This is a genomic window from Chitinophagales bacterium (genome assembly GCA_013816805.1).
Classification (GTDB): Bacteria; Bacteroidota; Bacteroidia; order Chitinophagales; family UBA10324; genus MGR-bin340.
In genome coordinates, this window is the sequence record JACDDS010000014.1 from 43,205 (window position 1) to 65,410 (window position 22,206).

The window sequence follows — 22,206 nt, forward strand, 5'->3', positions numbered from 1 at the left end:
GTATCCTTTGTTATAATATTATTTACTCTTTTAATATTCAAATACAGGAAGCATTCGTGGCTTTATACCTTTTACGGAATCAGCAATAGCAAGAATATGATCAGGTGTGGTTCCGCAGCATCCCCCTATTATATTTATAAATCCGGCTTCTGCAAACTCTTTTAATACCGTTGCCATGTGTTCCGGAGATTCATCATATTCACCAAATTGATTTGGCAACCCTGCATTAGGATAGCAACTGATGTAGCTTGTGGCAACATTGGAAAGCTCTTCTATATATGGTCGCATAAGCCCGGCCCCCAAAGCACAATTTAATCCAACAGAGAGTGGATCGGCATGAGCAATAGAGTTCCAAAAGGCTTCAGGTGTCTGTCCGCTTAATGTCCTGCCACTTTGATCAGTAATAGTTCCTGAAACCATGATTGGCAACTCTTTTCCTATTTCATCAAAGTAGTCTCTGATTGCAAACAAAGCTGCTTTAGCGTTTAACGTATCAAAAATGGTTTCCACCAAAAGCAAATCTGCACCTCCATCAATAAGCCCTTTTATTTGTTCTCTGTATGCTTCTGCGAGCTGATCGAAGGTGACAGCTCTGAACCCAGGATCATTAACATCAGGAGACAGAGAAGCTGTTTTATTGGTAGGACCGATGGCACCCGCTACAAACCGGGGTCTGCCAGGTGTTATATCGGAATATTTTCGTGCAGCTTCTTTTGCAATTTTTGCTGCAGCAAGATTTATCTCATAGGCAAGAAATTCCATTTTATAATCTGCGAGAGAAATCTTTTGGGCATTAAAAGTATTCGTCTCAATTATATCTGCGCCAGCCGCAAGATAAGCCTCATGTATTTCAAGGATAATATCAGGCCTGGTTAAGCTTAAGAGATCATTATTACCTTTCAGATCGTGGGTAAAATTTCTGAAACGATCTCCCCGGTAGTCTTCTTCATTTAATTTGTAGCGCTGAATCATGGTACCCATTGCTCCATCGAGGATAACGATTCTGTGATCTAAGATTTGTGTAAGTTGCATAACGGCTTTTCGTATAAAATTTTGTTATCAATCTTATCACGAAAGCCTAAGTGATTTATCAGACCACTTATCTTTACCGGTTGCTGTGCAACTGGCTAGGAATTAGCACCCACCGGGATGGGTTGCTAAGACATCGCAGGGCCTATTCCCTCCGTCTTTCTTGATAAGATAAGCCAAAGGTAGTGTACCTTAAAGTAATTATCAATACCCTTAAATAAGCGTTTAATTAAACTCTTATTAAAATAGTAAAACTTTCAGGATTTGTTGAATGATAGAAAGCTTATAGCAAAAAAAACAGGCTAGCCAGCCTGTTTTCAATTCTGAAAATAAAAATTAATAGGACCACATGTCTTGCTCCTTATCTATAATTTCCTGTTTAACCCGGTCGGACTCGCGTAATGCGTCTACCCCACTGGTATAATCCTGGATACGACGATCCAGTGCGTTGGATTCTTTAATAATATAACTGCTGAAATACCGCATTTCAAAAAGATCGTCCCAGCTTAAACGTACGGCGTCATTTTTTGGATTGAAAACTTCCTGCTTTGCCAGCACACTTCTGCAATCAGGATAATATGCCCAAAACATTGGAATTTCAATCTGTGCCTGATCGTCATAATATAAGGGCGCAACAGCTTCAATCCGCACCATCATCTGGGAAGTTTGTTTATCAATAAACCAATCCTCTTTTACACGGTATTTGCTCACTCTTGTTGGATCAAATTCTTTTTTAATTACAGTATCCCTGCTGAAGTTTCCTTCCAGATCATTCATAGCTATGGTATCCGTACCGGCTCCAAATTTATCCACATCAGCAGGAGTTTCCGGAGTCTGTAAGTAATCCTCATTGTATACCGTTATTTCACCGTTTATCGCTGCTTCCCGTAGAATCATCACTAACGATTTCATTCCCTTCCAGTCGTTTCCTTCATACCGGAAAGGAAAATTCATCTTTTCTTTAGCATCAATAACTCTCCACACCCTTTTTTGCCACAATACATTCGACTCATTTATATAAGGATAAGGGATGGCCTCTTTCTCAGCAGTAGTCACCTTATCATAAAACAAATCACGCGGTGTGGCTTCCGTTGATTGACTTTTGGCAGCTGAAGCAAGCAGGCAACCCAATACCAAAAAATTTAACTGAATCAATTTTAATTTTTTCATGATTTCTATTTAAGCGTAAGGCTATTTTCAGATAAAGATCATTTGATTTGAAAGGAAACACTATTCAAGCTTCTTGTAGTCCTATCTGGTCCAATGGCTTTAATATTCCTGAATATTACTGCATCACCCGGGTGAGCATTTTGAATAAAATCAGCGACCTTACCATTAAATTTCGCACCGCTGTTATTTGCAATCTTTGGATCCTGCCTTTTTGGAATGAATATGCAATCAAATGAAGTTACATCAAAGCGTACTCCATTAAAATAAAAATCTTTTAGCTGAGCGCCGACTCCTGCAGATACTTTTAATTCGGCGGAAGAAATATCCCCATCGACTTTTCCATTTACCTGGGCTACAGGATCAGGGATCCGCTTTACGAGAAACTCTGAAGAGCCTATTTGCCTGTTGCCACCTTCCAATTGCACACCTACATTTATATTTATTTTTTGACCTACCAGAGAAGAGGGCATCTCGGCAGAGAATTTACCGGAACCGGATTTAGCAAAAGATCCGGAGGAAGCAGCTGCAAAGACCTTATCGGACGGAAAGCCGGGCACAGACACAGAAAAAGGATTGGGGATGCCGGCGTAAATAATGTTTAAGTTATCTGAAGAAACAATGGCAGATCCTTTTGCAGTCTGATATTCAGATTCAAAAGGATAATATCTTGGCTTACCATCAGGTCCTAATATCATTATAGCGCCTGTATATTTCTGAACCCCTTCTCCTCCTGCAACCACGGAATATTTTCCCATACCGTTCACTACGTCTATCTTTTTACCACCTCCTGAAATAGGATTGACAGTGAGTTCCGGAAAATTGCCATCAGCATCTCTTTTGGCAATGTTGCTATTTAATGGCCCTACATAAATTTCAGGGTTTACAGTGGAACTATACGCAGCTACAAAAATATCGGCCTTATATTGCTGACCTGACATTATATAGCTGGAAGGTGCAATAACTTCAGCCTGCATCCGGTCCACAACAACTGTTTTTGCATTTACCTGTTTAAATAAATACTGCACCATCAGATCCTCTGAAGTGCGGATATCATTCTGAAATTTGTTAAGCAATGTTATTGCTGCAATAGTAGGAACCATTTCAAAATTCATTTCGGACCATGTCTTTAAACTACCATCGTCCGATTGCATTAGTGAATCGGAAGCCCTTAATGGAAGTTGACTCTCAAGCTCTTTTTTCGACTGAGGATCAGCAACCAGATTCAGCAGCCCATCATGAAGCTTGGTAATTTCGTCTTTTAACTGATTTCCTTTTCCCTTATTAATCATAATATTGGTTGGCACTTCCAGGTTACGATCATCTTCCAGGTTTCCCTGTTTCATTAAAGCGGATAAAGGTGCCGATTTCAGGTCAAGGGCTTTGCCTGTTTTACTGTCTTTAATTCCCCCCGATTTATCTATAATTTGTCTTTTCAAATCTTCAATGGAATCATAAAGGGAATTACTCATCAACTTTACCTGGTTCGCTTTATCTAAAAAAGGTTTTGTACGGGAAGGATCTGTTTCCATCTGCTTTTGAAAGGCATCAAATGTTTTTTCATTTTTACTGCCAATTGCAGCAGAAGATACATCAAGCCCGGAGTTTACAACGTGAAATGCATGCAGGATTTCTGCAGAAACGTTAAGTGCCAATAATGCGGTCAGAACTAAGTACATGAGGTTAATCATGATCTGTCTCGGTTCCTTTGGAATAGCCATTCTTTCTCCTCTTTGTTTTTAAGGGTTATATCGTTTATTCTTATTTATTGTTACTTCCCAAACTCATTGCTGAAAGCATATTACCATAAATATTATTTAGCTGTGAAAGGTTCTTCGCCAAACCAGCCATTTCATTTCTATACCGGTTAGTATCTTCTACAGATTCCGTAAGGTTATTCATGGCATTTGTCAGGGAACCATAGAACTTATTCATAGTTTTAAGATGACTATTGGTGTCCTGCAGCTCCAGTTCATAAAGTGCATTTAACTGGGATAAGTTTTTCGATACCATCTGCACCTGTTGCTGATAGTTTTTAGCATCATTGGAAGTAGCGGAGAGTAGCTTTGCTGCTTCCGTGGCGTTGGTATAAGCCACCTTCATATCTGCAAGGGAGGCTGCTGCCTGGCGTGCCTTATCTGAAAAATCATTGGTTGCCATGGAGGCATCTGTAAGGTCTTTTAACTGCCCGATGTGATCACCTAATCTTTTGAGGTTATCACCCAGACGCTGAAAGAGCTGAGGCTCTACGTGAGCCTGGGTCATCATTTGATCCAGTTGCTGGGTCATGGAAGGCTGATGTGCATGATGAGCGGTAGCCTTCAGCATTTCCAGTTCATCTTCATCCGGAGCAACATCAAGCTCAGGGTATATTTTCTCCCAGTAATAATCCTTATGAGGCGGAATAATACCTAGAAGCAGAAAAATAAAAGCTTCTGTGCACATTCCTATAATCAGCATCATGTTTGCAACTTCCCAGTGTTCCAGCTTGGCAAGTGCACCTATAAGCACCACAGATGCCCCGGCGCCGATAATTAGGTTTTTAATATATTTTCCGCGGTCTGTTTCAAAAAAAGCCGAAATCTTATTCATTTTAAAAATTATTGTTGAGTTAGTGTTGTAGAAAATAGGGCAATTACTGCTTATCACTTATCGATCTGCCAAGGAAATCAATAACGTCGCGAAAGCCGAGATAACATTTATCAGAATCCTGATACTCATAATTCCGGGTACCTACCTGGCATTCATAAGCAATATCTTTCCAGGAGCCACCTCTTACCACTTTTCTTTTCATGGTAACAGGATCACTATCCTGTGCATCGTAGCGGATATCAGGATTTAAATCGTGTTCGAATTGGTATGCATTTTCGTAAAAAGCGCTCAATGTCCATTCGGATACATTTCCTGTCATATTATAAAGTCCGTAATCATTTGGGAGATAAGCATCTGCTTTTACAGTGTAAGTACCTCCATCGTCAGAATAATCACCCCGGCCCGGTTTAAAGTTAGCGAGAAGACATCCTTTTTTATTTCTCATATAAGGACCCCCCCATGGATAAGGTGCGCTTTCATGACCTCCGCGAGCAGCATATTCCCATTCTGCTTCGGTAGGTAAGCGAAATTCATCATTGGCAACATCACCCTTATTGGTCCGGTAATCATTCCAAAGGCGTGATCTCCACTTTCCAAAAGCCATGGCCTGCTTCCAGGTAACGCCAACAACAGGATAATTATCGAATGCCGGATGCCAGAAATAATTCCGGGTCATTGGCTCATTATAGGAATATGCAAAATCATGAACCCATGCAAGGGTATCAGGATAAACATTTACTACTTCCTCTTTAATTACCGTAGTACGGTCGAAATCCGGATTATGACGGTTTTCATCCATAGCCGCCGTTTTGTAATCGATCCAATAATATACATAATTCAACTGCCTTGGATCAATTTCTTTTCGTCCGAGGATACTCTGTTCTTCCGGGTAATAAAGTGGAGCTAAAGCGTCTTCATTAGCGGCATCTTTATAATCAATTTTACGATCCCAATTAATATGTTCATTTGCTTCTCCTTCATTTACCAGGTAGTCACCACCAAGCAATTTATGCGCGATAGAATCTTTAACCCAGTCAACGAATTGACGATATTTATTATTTGTGATCTCTGTCTGATCCATGAAAAATCCCTGAACGGTAATGGCTTTGCTGCGCTGAATTAGAGCATTATTATAATCCTCATCACTCTGACCAATATTTAATGTACCGGATTTAACATAGACCATGCCGTAAGGAACCGTTACGCTCCATTTAGGTCTATTAAGTTCGCCTAACAGTTGACCATTGTATCCGCCTTTGCATCCAGCCAGGAATACCAACCCTAAAAATAAAAATTTATGTTTTTTCAACATTATCCAATTATTAATTTGAAGATTTTCTGAACGAGGTAAAAATAAAAAAATCTGTTTTTACGAATTGAAAATTACTTGTGAAAAATAGCTTGCAATATTTAACTTGTTTTTATACTATTTTACAAAATTATGACATGCGTCTAATCATCTAAAATCGCGGCGTGTATATAATCTTTCCGGGTTTTGCTGGCTTTATTAAATTTACACGGTAATTAATGACCACTTCATGCGATCCATTGCTTACGGAATTAAGCGAAGAAGTAGTATAATCATAAGAATATCCTAAACGCAAATTTTCACCAATTCGTATTCCAACAGTTCCGATAATTGCATCCAAAGTTTGATTGCTATAGCCTCTGAATCCTGCACCAAACCAAAGAAAATTGTTATAGGTTAATACCACATCACCTTCCCCCTGTAAATAGGATCCATTCGATTTCACCATTAAAGAGGGCCGAATACTGATTGTATTTCCTAATGGTGCAAAATAAGCTACTTGTAAATAATATTGTCGTGCGAAAATCATCGAAAGATTACTATTTGTGCCATCGAGCTTAATATCAACAGGTATGAGGTGATTTGCAGAAATCCCTGCAGTAAATTTTCTTCCTGCAAAAAAAATACCTGCTGCAAAGTCTGGTCCTATTCCACTCACCATAACGCCTGGAAGTATATCATCATTGTGATTTATTCCATCAATATAATTTCCATCCGGAGCTCTGAGTTTTGATCCGTCAAGAGATGACTGTACTGCTCCTCCGCTGACTCCAATAGAAAATGTGCCTGCATTGGTTCTGATATGATAAGCATAACCTGCACTTACAAAAGTATTGCGCAGCACCCCTTCCTCTTCATTCAATAAAAGAATGCCTAATCCTCCATGCAAAAGGGGTACCGGTGAGTGAACCGATATATCCTGAATAAATGGATGGCCTTCAATTCCCATCCATTGACTTCTGAATTGGGCCGTAGCACTCAAAGCATTATCCAAACCATTATAACCCGGATTAAAAACACTTTGATTTAAAAAGTATTGACTAAACTGAGGATCATTTTGGGCAGATACCGCTCGGGTAGCCAATTGCAAAAACAATAATAATAAGATGCTTTTACAGTACAAATTCATACTAGCCAATCGTGTAAATTAAAGACATTAAACTTACAGTTCACAATGATTTCGACTAAGTACTAAAACAGAAGTACTCACAAATCGATAAACCTTATTATTCCTTTTTACCAAAGGTTAACTGTAAACGAAGGTGAATAGCAATTATTTGAGAAAACAAAGTATTGCGCTATTGAGTTTCCTTGTGAATTTTTATTTGGCTCCTTACAGACGAAAATATCAGGATTTCGAGCTCAAAAAATTATCAATTGCCATTGTCATAGAAGGAGCTGAGGGCGCAGGAGCTTGCAGATCAAGACGTAGCCCCGCTACAATAATTGCCTGAGAAGTGAGAGGGCCGAATGCTCCGATGAGCAGATTTTTTTGTTGAAAGGCGGGAAAGTTTTGCTTAAATGCGGTAACACCTACAGGTGCAAAAAAAACGACCATATCATACTTCCTGATTTCTTTCTCAATAAGTTCAAGCGGAACAGTCTTAAAAATAATTGCCTCCGCAAATTCATATTTTTTCTTTCGCAGGTAATCAGCTATATCGGATTTATGAGTATCCGAACAAGGAATCAGATACCTTTCATCATCACGGTGCTTTTCAATAATTTCAGTTAATCCTTTAAAAGTGCCATCACCAAAAAATACTTTTCTCTTGCGAAAGAGAATATATTTCTGCAAATACAACGCAATGGCTTCAGTCATGCAGTAGTATTTTGTATCTGGCGAAATCTTAGCCCGCAAATCATCGCATAGTTTAAAAAACTGGTCTACAGAGCCTCTGCTGGTAAACAAAACTGCATTAAAACTGGCCGGATTGATTTTAAATTTCCTGAAATCGCGGGCAGCAATTCCTTCAAGGTGAATAAAGGGCTTAAAATCAATAATGATATTATGTTTCTTAGCTAAATCGAAATAGGGACTTCTTTCCGTATCAGGACGTGGCTGAGTAATCAAGATCGATTGGATATTGACTTTTGGGGATAAAACGCTTAATGTTTTATCCTGATTATTGCCGGGTATTTCTGTTGCTTTGCTGCTGGTATTCTTTTCTACCATCAATTTCATCGTATGTCCCGCGTTTTTCTAAATAGAGACTCCAATTGCACCAAAGTTTTTGATCAAGCGTATAATGATAAGTATAGGTGCAATTTCGAGGGCGCAAATATACAACAAAAAGTGGAACGTATACTTGCCAAGGTATTGAATTCCTATATTTAAACCCTTAAGGTAGCGCATCAAAATAAAGGTAAGCACAACCAGATAAGAGACATACCAGGTATAGTCACTTATCATATCTTTTGAGAATGCAATAAGTACTACCAGTGGAAAAAGAATAACGCCCATTATACGGTTGATTTGAAGTTCATAGAAATTAAAGAGTGTAATTTCTTTTCGAAAGGGCAGGAGCGATGCTGCCGATTTTAACAGCAGATATCGCGAAGAAAATAATATCGGAGTAACTATAGATACTGTAATAACCATTACGCCGTCAGAGGCAGCAAAGGATAAATTAAAGCGGTGTAATAATAAATAGACGTAAAAAGCTATTACAAGCACTGAAAAGAAATTTAACAACACGGTACCAAATGAAATTCCCGTACCCAGTTCACGAATTATCTGAGGCCTCATGCTCCAATTTCGAAAAGAAGACCGGAGGTCGTCAAATTCTTTATCATATACCACCCTGATTAAGGCAAGTAAAGCAAGGAGAAACATGCTCAGGTAAAATTTCCAATCATCGCTTTTTACAAGACGTTTAAACTCGTAATTCTGGTATCCGCGCATACCCCGGATATGCTGAATAATGGGAGATGGAAACTGATCCTGAAGTTGCTGGTTAAAAATTATAATTTGAGAAAATGTAAGTTTGGTTTTTACCCTCTTTATCGAATCCAGCCTCAGATCCCGGGCCACACGTGGAGATAGCTTAACCTGTTTCCACGTTTCATTAGTGTCTTGATTTCCCTCTCTTTGATTTATGGTGTCCTGTGCAAATGATAAACCTGAAAGCCATCCTGTCAAAATGCAAAAGAATATTCCAAGAACAATCGGATAACGAGGTAAATGTTTCTTCACATTAAAAATAATTTACGTAACCAAAATTAATTTTTGCTGAGCGGAATTGAACTGCATTATTTTTTCGACCACCCAAAGCGTAGTTCACCGTAAAAGTGCCGGCTTTTGTAGCAAAGTTAATTCCTCCGCCAAACCCATATAGTGTATTATAATTATAAGGAGCCATTTCACGATTTAATAAATAACTGCCATCAAGAAAAAGATAAAAGAAAGAGTTACGGTCAAGCAAATAATGATATTCTAATGTAACTATATGGTACTGTGAAGTTAAAACAGAGGCTTCATCAAAGCCCCGCAAAGTATGCAGTCCCCCTATACGGTATAATTCATTTTGCAGCAGGTTATTTCCAACAATGAATCCTCCCTGATAAGACGTTTGAAGAACGTTATGGCTGCCCAGAGGCCAGTATTTATGTATGTTACCTTGTACCCGGAATTGTATCTCTGAAGTGTTTACAGAATCATATAGCTTGTGGAAATCATATGCTGGATCCGTCAAATCCCTTAGCTGTACAATCTTGCTGTTTTCCTTGATTTTTCTGTTACCTGCTTCCGCATTGAGAAAAATATCATACCCGCTGCGTGGGTTAAAGCGGTAATCAAGGTTTTCAAGCCTGTATTCAATTCCATAAAATTTTGCATTTAAATCCAGGTATGGAGGTAGGGTTTTGTTTCGAATGATGGAAAATGTATCCAATGATAGTATGGAGGAACCTTCATTGCTGAAAAAGAATTTCAAATAATTAGATCCTATAAATAAATAACTGATACCTGCTCTTTGCTTAACATCCAGGTAAAGTGTGTCATTTTTATAAAGATTAAAATTATAGTCAAGGCTGAAAGGAATAGAAAAGAGATAAGGATATGTGAATTGGGCAGTTACCTGAGTACTCCTGTTTTGCAGTTGCAGGAAGCGCAAGTTCAGGTATTCACCCCTCCCAAACGCATTGTTTAATACCAGTTGGCCGTCACCTGTAATTAACAGTTTTCCGGTAACCTGATCATTAGGTAATACACCTAACACAAAATCAAACCGGCTCGCATTTTTCTTTTTCAGGAAGAGCGTAATGGCAGCGCGTTTTTCATTAAATAAAATTTTGGCGGGCCTCTCTTCGGTTATAAAAGGAAGCTCCTTTATTCGGGTGCTTATTCGTTTTACATCATCTTCCCTATATATAGAAGGCAGCCGAAAGCCCAGATAATTGGCCAGGTAAATATTCGAGATCCTTGCATCACCCACAACCTGAATGCTGTCGATGGTGATCAGATTATTTCTGGTAACAAAAATTTTAGCACTTAGCTGGTGTCCCGATACCGTCAGGCTGTCCAGGTGAACGGAAGCAAAAGGATAGCCATTATTTTGGCAATAGGTTAAAAGGCTTTGAATAAGGTCGTTAATTTGATTTATGCGCAAAGGCTTTTCATCATAACCTTTTTCATGGAAGCCAATGTGTTGTAACATTAAATTGTCTGCATTTCCATTAGTGAGATGAGCCCACGTCCATTGAGTTCCAACAATTAATAAAGCTGCCAGACCAGTTGAGTCCTTTTTAATTGAACTGTATTCCGCTTCCAGATACCCTGTTTTATGAAGTTCGTCCAGAGTTTTTTTCAGCTCCCTATCTGCAGCATCAGAGTCCGCCGGATTTCTTTGATACGGCAGATTCTTCATTAAAAAGCCGGTATCTTTATCTGTCGGAAAGATTTTTAAAAAATATGTAGCCTGACCTTCGGATAAGGATGAAAACGCAAGAAAGAAAAGAAATATGAAGTGACGCACTTTATAAAATTCTATACAAAATTAAAGACAACTGGATTTTCAAATTAGATGTCTGAAAATCCACAATCAATAAATTGGATAATTTGAATATATTATTGATATAGGCATTAATTCTTATGGCAGGCATTTACATCCACATTCCTTTCTGCAAACAGGCTTGTCATTACTGTAATTTTCATTTTTCCAATCAAATAAATGGTAAAAACGATTTCATAGAAGCATTATTGAAAGAGATTGAAATGCAGAAAGGCTATTTGAACAACAAAGCTATATCAACTATTTATTTTGGCGGCGGCACACCCTCCTTATTGGAACAGGACGATGTAAAGAAAATTTTTGAAAAGCTTCATCAGTATTTTACAATTAATCCCGATGCAGAAATCACATTTGAAGCAAATCCGGACGATCTTACCACACAAAAGCTATCTACTCTTCGTGCTCTTTCAATAAACCGGTTAAGCATTGGAATACAATCTTTTATTGAGCGTGATTTAAAATTTATGAACCGTGCGCACGATAGCTTGCAGGCCCGTACTTGTGTAGAACAGGCAAAAAATGAGGGTTTCAATAATATATCTATCGATTTAATTTATGGACTTCCTGACCTCACAAATGAGGAATGGGAAACAACTCTCCAGACAGCCTTTGAATTAAGCATTCAGCATATTTCTTCCTACTGCCTGACAGTAGAGCCTAAAACAGCTCTTGCCAAGAGTATAGAAATGGGCCGGATTCCAAAGGGAGATGAAGAAAAATCAGCCACTCAATTCGAGATATTGATGAAACGAATGGCAGAAAATCAATTTCTTCATTATGAAATCTCCAATTTTTGCAGGGAGCGTTATTATAGCAGGCATAACAGCAATTACTGGAATGGTGAATGGTATTTAGGGCTTGGGCCGTCGGCACATTCTTTCAACGGACAAACCCGGCAGTGGAATATTTCCAATAATTATAAGTACATCAATTCCATTTTTAAAAAGAATATTCCTTTCGAGAGAGAATCCCTTACTAACGTCCAGCAGCTGAATGAATATATCATGACCTCATTGCGTACTCATTGGGGATGCGATCTTAAAAGAGTTAAAAATGATTTTAGAAAGGATTACCCGGAAGTAAGAAAAAACCTTGAAAAAATTTCTTCCGACTATTTCCTGGAAGCGGATGAGAAAATTTTTCTTACAGAAAAAGGAAAGTTGGTTGCCGATAGAATCATTTTGGAAATGATCGTATAAGTGTTATCTGTTTTCCTGTCGCATTTGCGGGAATAAAATAACGTCCTGAATAGAAACAGAGTTGGTCATGATCATGGTTAAGCGATCGATTCCTACTCCAAGGCCTGCGGTAGGTGGCATGCCATATTCGAGTGCCCGAAGGAAGTCTTCATCCAGAACCATTGCCTCTTCATCGCCGCGTTTTCCAAGCTCGATCTGCTCTTCAAAGCGCATTCTTTGGTCAATAGGGTCGTTAAGCTCTGAAAACGCATTGCATATTTCTTTACCGTAACAGATTGCTTCAAAGCGTTCCACGAGCCCAGGCTTGCTGCGGTGTTTTTTTGCTAATGGAGACATTTCAACCGGGTAATCAGTAATAAATGTTGGCTGAATCAGCTGAGGCTCACAGGCAGCGCTGAAGATTTCATCAATAATTTTCCCTTTTCCCATAGTTGCATCCAGATGAAGGTGCAAATGCTTTCCTGCTTCGCGCAGCTGTTCTTCATTCATTTTACTTATATCCATTCCTGTGAAATGCGCAATGGCCTCATACATAGTAAATCGTTTCCATGGACGCTTAAAATCAATTTCGTATCCACCTGCAGTTACCTTAGTGGTGCCATGCAGATCCATTGCTATCTGCTCTACCATTTCCTCCACCAGGTTCATCATCCATTCATAATCTTTATACGCCACATACAACTCCATCATAGTAAATTCCGGATTGTGAAAACGGTCCATACCTTCATTTCGAAAATCTTTTGCAAATTCGAATACTCCATCAAATCCGCCTACGATCAATCTCTTCAGGTACAGCTCATCAGCAATTCTGAGATACAGTTTCATATCCAAAGTATTGTGATGGGTGGTGAAGGGACGCGCTGCTGCTCCACCATATAATGGTTGAAGGATTGGTGTTTCCACTTCCAGGTAATTGCTGCTGTTTAAAAAATTGCGCATAGACTGAATAATCTTTGACCGCTGGATAAAAACGGTTCTGGAGTGTGCATTAATATTCAGGTCAACATATCGCTGGCGGTAGCGCAATTCCGGATCGGTTACCTCATCAAACATATGCCCTTCCTTTTCTTTTACCACCGGAAGAGGCTTAAGTGATTTACTTAATAGCACTAACGTTTTTACATGGACAGAGGTTTCTCCTGTTTTAGTGGTGAAAACGTAACCGGTAACACCGAGAATGTCCCCCAAATCCAATAGTTTTTTAAAAATAATATTATAAAATGTTTTGTCTTCACCCGGGCAGATTTCGTCCCGGTTCACATATAATTGGATCTTGCCGGTTGCATCCTGAAGTACCGCAAATGATGCACTACCCATTATACGTTTACTCATGAGCCTGCCTGCAATGGAGATGTTTTTCAATAAATTATTTTCCGGGTCTTTTTTATATTCTTCGTGAATAAAGCCTGCAGAGGCTGATATCTTAAATTCTTCCGCTGGGTAAGGTTCAATACCCAAATTGATTAGTTCCTGCAAGGTTTGTCTTCGTAAAAGTTCCTGTTCACTGAATGCCATCGGAAAAAAAATTTTAACAAAAATACTTTTTGTATGGAGGAGTTTGGGAATGTTGATGAATAAAAGTGTCATATCTTTTCACATTAAAGCCTTTGACGGAAAACACTTCTAATCTTAAGCTCCAGCGATGGATTTTTGTTTCAAGCATTATATTGCTTGCCGGTAAATTTTCCGCCTTCATTCTTACTTATTCTAATGCGGTGCTTACGGATGCAATGGAAAGCATTGTGAATGTGGTTGCCAGCGGAATCGGTTTGTACAGTTTATGGCTATCTGCGAAACCCCGGGATACTGATCATCCATATGGCCATGGCAAAATTGAATTTATATCTGCAAGCATTGAGGGTACTATGGTTTTAGTTGCCGGCCTGATCATTGTTGGAAAATCAGTTCATAATATTTTTTATCCGCAGGATCTTCATGACCTGGATATTGGTATCGCAATATTGTTTGGAACTGCTGTTGCGAATTACATGCTGGGTTTTATAAGTGAAAAGCAGGGAAACAAAACAGATTCTCCCGCCCTAATTGCCAGCGGAAAACACCTTAAAACAGATGCTTGGTCAACTGCGGGCATAGTCAGTGCGCTGTTGTTAATTTATTTAACAGGTTTAGCCTGGCTTGATATTGTGATTGCCATCGGTTTTGGTGGTTTTATTTCTATTACTGGTTATAAAGTATGGCGCAAAGCTGTGGGAGGTATTATGGATGAAGCTGATTATGACCTTTTAAGCACTATAATATCGAGGGTAAATGAACACCGACGGGAGCCCTGGATGGATTTGCACAATATGAGAGTGATCAAATATGGCAGTGTGCTGCACATTGATTGTCACTTAACAGTGCCGTGGTATTTCACTATAAGGGAAGGTCATAATGAAGTAGACCGTCTTGAAGCACTTATAAAAAATGAACTGAAGAATCCTGTAGAACTATTTATCCATACTGACTATTGCGTGCCTCCGTTTTCTTGTACCATTTGTATTATGAGTAACTGTAATGTTCGGGAGGCTGTTTTTCAAAAACGTATTGAATGGGATCTTAAAAATGTATTGCAGGATAAAAAGCACGGACTGTAAATTTGCTCTGTCTGAACATCCATTGCAAACCCTTGCTTAATTTATAATTCACGATCAGATCATCAGTTCAAATCAATTCTTTATATGGCATTTTACTCTCATCAATCCCTAATTTATTCCTTTGAAATAATATTAATCAACATGAATCCCTCAGAGTAAGTCATATTTTCTGAATACTGATTTCAGGAAAATATTGTCTCTTTGTTTCCAATTTAAAAAGTTATGCGCATATTTTTTTTACTTCTCTTCTCTATTATTTTTCCCCTGGTTTCATTGCATGCGAATGCTACTTGTAATCCCGAACCACCAAAGAATTTATATACTACCAATATCTCTTCCTCCAGCATAACCCTCCACTGGTCACCGGTTAAGCATGCTGATTATTATAAGGTGAAGTATAAAACTGAAAATGGGTCATGGATAAACATCAAGGATAAAATCTATGATACATTATATTCTTTTAAAGAATTAGGGGTTGATACCAAATATACATTAGGAGTTAACAGCTACTGTCCTGACGGTTCTAAAAGCAGTTATTCAACAATTAACGAGGTAACTTCCGGATGCGAGATCCCTTCACTGAATCCGGTAAAATCAGACCCTGATAATAACGTAACAGTTAGCTGGTTTACACGTTCGCCTGCTAATACCAATTTTATCCGGTACAGCTTTGGAAAAGGATCTCAGTGGATTACTATTGCCACAGGCAACAAACAGTATTATACTTTTATAAATGTGCCTGAAAAAATATCTTTTTATTACCAGGCATCTGCTTGCAGTGATACTCAAAGCTGGTCGAAGCTGGATTCATTTCGCCTAAGCCTCTTGCCTAATATATTGCTGATAATACTTGATGACTCCCGGAATGATTCATACAGCTGTAATGGTGGCCCTGATTTTTACAATTCGCCCAATATTGATTTTATTGCAAATGAAGGCGTGAATTTTAAAAATTCTTTTGCTACTTATTCTTTGTGTGCTCCGGGAAGGGCAGCAATTTTCACAGGATTGTATCCACATAACAACGGAGTTCTCAATAATAATATGAACCTGGATACTTCTTATGCAACCATTTCAAAAATCCTGCATGGTGTTGGTTACTATACTTCTCTAGTCGGGAAATACCTTCATCCAACCTTAATAAATACACCTCAGCCCGGCTGGGATTTCTGGATGGCCAAAGATGGAGGAGGTAAGGTAAATCCCTTCTATAATTACAATGGAGAAGAGATAGAGATTAACGGCCACGAGCTGGATATTGTTACCGATACAGCCATCCGTGTATTTTCATCGCATCTGAATAAGCAACCTGTGATGATGGTTGCGGCATTCAGCACCCCGCACAGCCCTTACGTGCCGGAAGACCGGGATAAAGGAACTTTTGCAGGTGATTCAATGCCATTCCCTCCAAATTTTTTTAAGCCCTTGAAACCGTATCCCAGCTATTTTCAAAATGGAATTAATTACTATGCTGATTCAATCAACTGCCGAAATGATATTCAAGCCTATTATGAATGTTTGGTAGGCTTAAACCGTGTAATGGGTCAGCTCCGTGATACCATTTCAAAGCTTGCATCGCTCGATAACTTTTTGATTTTATTCACCAGCGATAACGGCTTTATCCTCGGTGAGCACATGATAAGCGGAAAGCAGCTTGCCTACAATAACTCTGTTCGCATCCCTATGTTTCTGCGCTATCCTAAATGGTTTTCAGGGGCTGTAAATTATAAAGACATGGCGCTCAATATTGATTTTGCCCCCACCATTTTAGAAGCGGCAGGAATTAAAAGAGACTATCATATGGATGGTATTTCGCTTCATCAATTTTACACCGGCAAGGCACACCGTGATGTAATTTTTGTAGAAGATTTGCCATCCGGCGCAAATCCAGATATAAATTCAGTACGGACTAAAGACTATTTGTACAATTGGTATTCCTGCAACAGCCTCACGGAAGAATTCTATGATCTGACAGTAGATTCATTAGAGGATTTTAACCAGATAAATAATCCTGCATACGCTTCCCTGATCAATGAATACCGGAATAAAAAAGACAGTCTGAAGAATGTATTTAATTACACTCTAAAGCCTGACACTAAAACATGCAATCTTATAACCAATGAACCTATTGCCCGGAAATCGACAGTTGAAAAAAACCTCATTCATATTTTCCCAAACCCGGCAGATCAGGCATTTTATTTAACTATTTCACCTGTGAGTGATGCGGCAACTGTGCAAATTTTGAATAGTAGGGGAGCCGTATGTTTGTCAGAAACCATTCAGCCTTTGGATCTTTTACAAACCATTACATTTAATACTGCCTCCTTTTCAGATGGTGTTTATTTTATTTCATTGAAAAGCAAGGCTCAGAATAAATGGCAAAAAATGGTAATTGCGCATTGATATGATCCTAAAAAGCATTTTAACAGCGAATTAAAATTTAAAAAAGGCGATAAAATAAAGTCCTTTGAATATGTGTCAAGATTCCTTATTTTTGTTTTTTAAATGAATCGTCTTTTTATTTATGTATTAGGAAGCATAGTGATGGCAAGCTCGGTTTTTGCCACCTACGGTTTATTATTTAATATCAAGCAGCAAACTATAAATCACCGCTCCGTAATAAGTAACCAGGCAGATCAGCTAAAGCATACTGATTTAATTGTTATCACACTACAACAGTACAATTTACTACCTAAATCTATAAATGGAAAATTGAAGGAGGTTAATTGGAATGGGAATCGTTATGATATTCTTGATATTCATATAAAGAATGGAAATGTTTATCTGGCGTGCTTTAATGATATTACAGAAAAAAGATTACTTGATAGCGCATCTTCCATTGCCAATGACTTTGGCAATCCTGAATCTGCAAAAAATTTTCCCTGCAATTTAAAAATAAAGATTCCTGATTTTTTCTTTGAGAAAGGAACCTCTGCTTTATCCACCCCAATTAATGCTATTGCTATAAATGCTTTGCCATTACAGCAATTTACACAGGGTAATTTTAATTTTTACCACAGCCCTCCTCCTAAAGTTTAGCCCCCATTCTGAATAGCTTTCGGCTATTAAAAACTGATTCTGTCTTAAAAAGCAGTAGAGATGGTTTCCATTTCCTTAATTGCTAAAAAAAATGTACCCGGAAAAGTCTGGATTGTATTTGGTTACTCTAATAATGCTGCTGGCATTTGTAAGCCATTGCAGCATCCTGCAGGGACAGAACATCTTAAGCGGAACCATTACTGATTTGGATTCTCAAGAACCAGTACGGGACGTAAGCATTTTTATTCCTGAGCTTAACCTTACTACTTCTTCTGATTCTAATGGAAACTATAAATTATCATCAATTCCTTCTGGAGAAATTACTATAAGGTTTGCCAAAATCGATTATCACTCCGTTATTCTTACAGTAAACATTAAGCAAGATCAGTCCCTGAATGTTTCGATGAGTGTTTCGCCGGTAGAGGCACAGGAAATTGTAGTTACCGGTATACGTCAAAGCTCAGCAGAAGAAACATCATTGCAGGTAACCTCAGTGAGTCAGATTCAGATGCGGCAAACAGGATCTTTCAGCATTTCAGATGCACTTGCAAAAATGCCGGGTATAAGCCAGTTAACTACCGGAGCCGGAATTTCTAAACCAGTAGTCCGGGGTCTGTTTGGCAATAGAGTGCTTATTTTACTTTCAGGTCTTCGGTTTGATAATCAGCAATGGCAGGATGAACACGGATTAGGCCTTTCAGATGTGGGTGTGGACCGTGCAGAGGTAATTAAAGGCCCGGTATCATTGCTTTATGGTTCTGATGCTGTTGGAGGAGTAATTAACGTAATAGAAGAAAAAGCTGCGGAAGAGAATAGTAAAACAGGTGATGTAAGCGCCCGCCTGTTCAGTAATACACTTGGCGGGGAAACAGATTTTGGGTTTAAAGGTAACAATAGTAAAATGCACTGGCGGATTCGCGGCGGCGCAGAATCCCATGCTGATTATAAGGCTGGAAATGAAGTACGAATAGTTAATTCACGCTTTAATACATTTACAGGAAAAGCTTCGCTGGGATGGAATAACAGGTCCCAGGCCCATGAGTTCAATTATTTTTTCTCCCGGAATTACTACGGATTCATAGCTGGTAACCTTTTGGAATCTCTTGATACGGATGCGCGGTTTAGTCGCAGCATGGAGGGACCACATCATGTGGTAATGCTGAACACCTTATCTTCTCAAAATACCTGGTTTTATAGTGGCTCCAAATTAGTTTTTAATGCTGGTTTACAGTCTAATCTGCGGCAAGAGCAGGAAGGGGGAAATAAAATTTCTCTCAACATGCACCTGTTCACGGTGCCTTATAATATTCATTGGGAAAAACAGCTGACTGAAAAAACCGATTTAATACTCGCGAGTGACGGCATGGTTCAAACTAACCGTAACCTTGGATCACGTGTAATAATCCCCGATGCCAATACGGTAGAAGGTGGTATATCTGTTTTTTTAAAGAGAGAATCAGGCAGGTTTATTCTCGAAGGTGGTATTGGCGGGTTGGTCCGAAATGTTAAGACATTAACAACAAAGAATTTTAACGCTCCCGATGACGGCATCAGCCGTCCATCGGGAGATTCTTTATTTCCTTTTACTTCCACACTCCCGTCCGGCAATGCTTCAGTTGGAATGGTGGCATCACTGATTAAAGGTTTTCACCTTAAGATCAATGTCGGAACGGGTGTGCGGTCGCCTAATCTCGCCGAGCTGTCATCGAATGGCCTGCATGAAGCTACCATTCGCTGGGAAATAGGTGATCGTGATTTAAAAGATGAACAAAATATCAACCTTGAAACCTCTTTGCAATATGATCTTTCCTGGCTATCAATAACTGCCACGGCCTATTACGATCGCTTTTTTAATTACATCTATCTTCAAAAATCTGCCCAGCAATTTGTTGGATTCGATATCTACAATTATGTTCAAAAAGACGCTTATCTACGGGGAGGAGAGGCCACTCTTGACTTTCGCGTTCCAGGTTTGGAATGGTTGGACTGGAATGCAACGTATGCAACTTATTACGGTGTTTTAGTCAATGATAATGGCCACCTCCCTTTTATTCCTGCAGATAAATTTACTGCCAATTTAGCAATAGATTTCAAGGATGGAAAAAGAATTACCCAGTTGAATCTCAGCTTCGGCGGAGATTTTGTAATGGCTCAACGCAACCCTGGGCAATTTGAAACCGATACACCCAGTTATCAGCTTCTCAATATATCCTTGTCGGGAACGATTTACCTTGGAAACCAGGCATGCAATTTTAGCTTAACAGGCACTAATATTTTTAATGATGCATATGCCGATGCTCTTTCAAGATTAAAAGATTTTGGAATTAACAACATCGGCCGGGATGTCAATTTAAGTTTAAATTTTCCTTTTACATTTTAACCACAACTAATAAATCCATGAAAAATCAAATAAAGATTTTAACCTTAGTATTATCCATCTCATTGTTTTTTGTTTCAGTCGTATTTTTTTCCTGTAACAAAAATTCGGATCCGCGCCAGCCACCTGATATGAGCTTGCAAACAGGGGCTGGATATACTTTTACAGATGCTACCGTAGCATTGGGTGATACTTTGAAAGTTGGTGTTGTAGTTATAAAAACAGAGGATCCTTTAAATACGTTTAATGTATCTTATGTTTATGATGCCGGTTCTTCATCCACTACAGTTTTAAACCAAACCCTGACCGGAAGTGAACAGAATAATGGTTTCAGCCGCGACATTACCATTGCAACCCGCAACCAGGCAGGAGTTGAAAAATACACCTTTACTGTAGTAGACCGTGATGGTAATATTGCGTCAAAGTCACTCACGATTACAGTACAATAATTAACCGTAATAAGGGGGTACCTTAATTTTTATTGCATCATTAATCACTTCTTTCCAATCTTTAATCTCATAATCATTCATTGATTTTCCATACCCGATTCTTTCGAGTGCTTGTACGTTCCACTCCTGTTCAAAATGACTGGTCAGGCAAAGCATATATACTCCTTTTCCAAGGCCATGATAAATAGTTCCGTTACCTCCATGGCAAATCATAACATCAGCGATTGTCAATACCTCATCTATATTAATAAAATCATAAGAAATAATGTGAGTACCATTTAATATTCTATTCTTATCTCCGGCAGTTATGATTGTGTAACCTGCATAATCCCGGTGGTTCATGAAACTTAAAAAGTTCCAATTTCCTGTACTCCCCATAGTTATAAAAATCACTGGACGGAGAACAGAAAAATTACCAAAGCTTAGAAGCGAATGATCTGTATTGGAATAGATAAGCGGTGGGATATAGTTATAATCAGATGGCAGATTTTTTTGGGGGAACAAATTGGGAAGGTCGCAGATCAGGTTTTCATCTCATTCCATTTCTTCAAGGTAATCATGGGTTCTCTTTAAACCGTATTTTTTTCTAAGTGTCCGAAATGGACGATGGACTTTTCGGAAAGAAATTTTTTCAGCAAAATCAATTATTTTATTAAAAATGTTTTCAGGAACTAATTAGAATATTTATAAGCCCTATGTGTTCGTGAAAGCCTCCTTTAAGAAATAATTTCCTGTAATAATAATATGCAAGATAAACACCTCTTCTCGAGCTTACAGGCAGTTGTTTAAGTCCAGTAAGGGCCTCCTGGAAATCTGATTCAATTTCTGCTTGTATTTTTCCCTTTTCCAAAGCAGAAAAGCAACGAAAATTGATGTCAGGGAAATAAGTTCTTCCAAGAAGATAGTAATCTGAATTCAAATCTCTTAAAAAATTTACTTTCTGAAATGCAGCTCCCAGTTTCATCGCGGATGGCTTTAGCCTTTCATATAGTTCTATATTATTTTCTGTAAAGACACGCAGGCACATTAATCCTACCGATTCGGCAGATCCAAATATGTACTGATTGTACGTATCCATATTGTGTTCATTGCGATACAAATCCATTTCCATGCTTTTTAGGAAATCATCTATCAGCTCCCATTCAATATTAAACCGATGCACTGCTTCCTGAAAGCTGTTTAAAATAGGGTTCAGGCTGATTTTGAATTCCAAAGCTTCAATGGTATCTCTCCTGAACTTCTGAAGCAGGTAGTGTTTATTATAATTATGAAAGCTATCCACAATTTCATCTGCTAAACGCACAAAACCATAAATGCCATAGATCGACTTATGAAATTTTCTATGGAGAAAAGAAATGCCGAGCGAAAAACTGGTGCTGTAAGATCGTGTGGTTATTCTGCTGCAGGCTCCTGAAACGGTATCAAAGATTTCCTTCATG

18 protein-coding genes and 1 riboswitch are annotated in these 22,206 nt (G+C 38.7%); of the genes, 6 read left to right on the forward strand and 12 right to left on the reverse strand.

Features of this window, described 5'->3' with window-relative positions:
* Positions 1-30: 30 nt before the first annotated feature.
* The 9 genes from H0W62_12150 to H0W62_12190 all read right to left on the reverse strand — a co-directional run bounded on the left by H0W62_12150 (position 31) and on the right by H0W62_12190 (position 11,073).
* Positions 31-1,032, reverse strand: coding sequence for a homocysteine S-methyltransferase family protein (locus H0W62_12150; protein MBA3649280.1), 1,002 nt, complete (start codon positions 1,030-1,032; stop codon positions 31-33).
* Positions 1,033-1,096: 64 nt separating this feature from the next.
* Positions 1,097-1,202, reverse strand: a riboswitch (SAM riboswitch).
* A 163-nt stretch (positions 1,203-1,365) separates the two neighbouring features.
* Positions 1,366-2,199 (reverse strand): gliding motility protein GldN, encoded by an 834-nt coding sequence (gldN, locus tag H0W62_12155; GenBank protein ID MBA3649281.1) that lies wholly within the window; start codon positions 2,197-2,199, stop codon positions 1,366-1,368.
* A 38-nt stretch (positions 2,200-2,237) separates the two neighbouring features.
* Entirely contained in the window at positions 2,238-3,917 is a 1,680-nt protein-coding gene (locus tag H0W62_12160) for a hypothetical protein (protein MBA3649282.1), read from the reverse strand.
* Positions 3,918-3,957: 40 nt separating this feature from the next.
* Positions 3,958-4,788 (reverse strand): gliding motility protein GldL, encoded by an 831-nt coding sequence (gene gldL / locus H0W62_12165; GenBank protein ID MBA3649283.1) that lies wholly within the window; start codon positions 4,786-4,788, stop codon positions 3,958-3,960.
* A gap of 43 nt (positions 4,789-4,831) precedes the next feature.
* Positions 4,832-6,100, reverse strand: a complete 1,269-nt coding sequence (locus H0W62_12170; GenBank protein MBA3649284.1) for an SUMF1/EgtB/PvdO family nonheme iron enzyme — start codon at positions 6,098-6,100, stop codon at positions 4,832-4,834.
* A 148-nt stretch (positions 6,101-6,248) separates the two neighbouring features.
* Positions 6,249-7,187 (reverse strand): PorP/SprF family type IX secretion system membrane protein, encoded by a 939-nt coding sequence (locus tag H0W62_12175; GenBank protein ID MBA3649285.1) that lies wholly within the window; start codon positions 7,185-7,187, stop codon positions 6,249-6,251.
* Between the two features lie 258 nt (positions 7,188-7,445).
* A complete protein-coding gene (locus tag H0W62_12180) occupies positions 7,446-8,273 on the reverse strand; it encodes a uroporphyrinogen-III synthase (protein MBA3649286.1) in 828 nt (275 codons plus the stop codon).
* A gap of 27 nt (positions 8,274-8,300) precedes the next feature.
* On the reverse strand, positions 8,301-9,293 hold the full coding sequence (locus tag H0W62_12185; protein ID MBA3649287.1) for a DUF4271 domain-containing protein: 993 nt from the start codon (positions 9,291-9,293) through the stop codon (positions 8,301-8,303).
* 1 nt (position 9,294) lies between these two features.
* Entirely contained in the window at positions 9,295-11,073 is a 1,779-nt protein-coding gene (locus H0W62_12190; protein MBA3649288.1) for a hypothetical protein, read from the reverse strand.
* Between the two features lie 116 nt (positions 11,074-11,189).
* Here H0W62_12190 and hemW point away from each other — a divergent pair, with 116 nt between their 5' ends.
* Positions 11,190-12,308, forward strand: a complete 1,119-nt coding sequence (gene hemW / locus H0W62_12195; GenBank protein MBA3649289.1) for a radical SAM family heme chaperone HemW — start codon at positions 11,190-11,192, stop codon at positions 12,306-12,308.
* 3 nt (positions 12,309-12,311) lie between these two features.
* On the opposite strand, the gene lysS is transcribed toward hemW, so the two are convergent.
* Complete coding sequence (lysS, locus tag H0W62_12200) at positions 12,312-13,823, reverse strand: lysine--tRNA ligase (GenBank protein MBA3649290.1); 1,512 nt, start codon at positions 13,821-13,823, stop codon at positions 12,312-12,314.
* Between the two features lie 92 nt (positions 13,824-13,915).
* Between lysS and H0W62_12205 the strand changes: the two genes are divergently transcribed.
* From H0W62_12205 to H0W62_12225, 5 genes are all read left to right on the forward strand, one after another.
* Entirely contained in the window at positions 13,916-14,902 is a 987-nt protein-coding gene (locus tag H0W62_12205; protein ID MBA3649291.1) for a cation transporter, read from the forward strand.
* Between the two features lie 222 nt (positions 14,903-15,124).
* Positions 15,125-17,305, forward strand: a complete 2,181-nt coding sequence (locus tag H0W62_12210; GenBank protein ID MBA3649292.1) for a sulfatase-like hydrolase/transferase — start codon at positions 15,125-15,127, stop codon at positions 17,303-17,305.
* Between the two features lie 102 nt (positions 17,306-17,407).
* Positions 17,408-17,941 (forward strand): hypothetical protein, encoded by a 534-nt coding sequence (locus tag H0W62_12215; GenBank protein MBA3649293.1) that lies wholly within the window; start codon positions 17,408-17,410, stop codon positions 17,939-17,941.
* 91 nt (positions 17,942-18,032) lie between these two features.
* Positions 18,033-20,321, forward strand: coding sequence for a TonB-dependent receptor (locus tag H0W62_12220; GenBank protein MBA3649294.1), 2,289 nt, complete (start codon positions 18,033-18,035; stop codon positions 20,319-20,321).
* Between the two features lie 17 nt (positions 20,322-20,338).
* On the forward strand, positions 20,339-20,767 hold the full coding sequence (locus H0W62_12225; protein ID MBA3649295.1) for a hypothetical protein: 429 nt from the start codon (positions 20,339-20,341) through the stop codon (positions 20,765-20,767).
* Here the strand turns inward: H0W62_12225 and H0W62_12230 are convergent, their stop codons facing one another.
* The gene (locus tag H0W62_12230; GenBank protein ID MBA3649296.1) at positions 20,768-21,109 is read right to left on the reverse strand and encodes a hypothetical protein; all 342 of its coding nucleotides are present in this window, start codon (positions 21,107-21,109) and stop codon (positions 20,768-20,770) included.
* 322 nt (positions 21,110-21,431) lie between these two features.
* The gene (locus tag H0W62_12235) at positions 21,432-22,205 is read right to left on the reverse strand and encodes a squalene/phytoene synthase family protein (GenBank protein MBA3649297.1); all 774 of its coding nucleotides are present in this window, start codon (positions 22,203-22,205) and stop codon (positions 21,432-21,434) included.
* Position 22,206 lies beyond the last annotated feature (1 nt).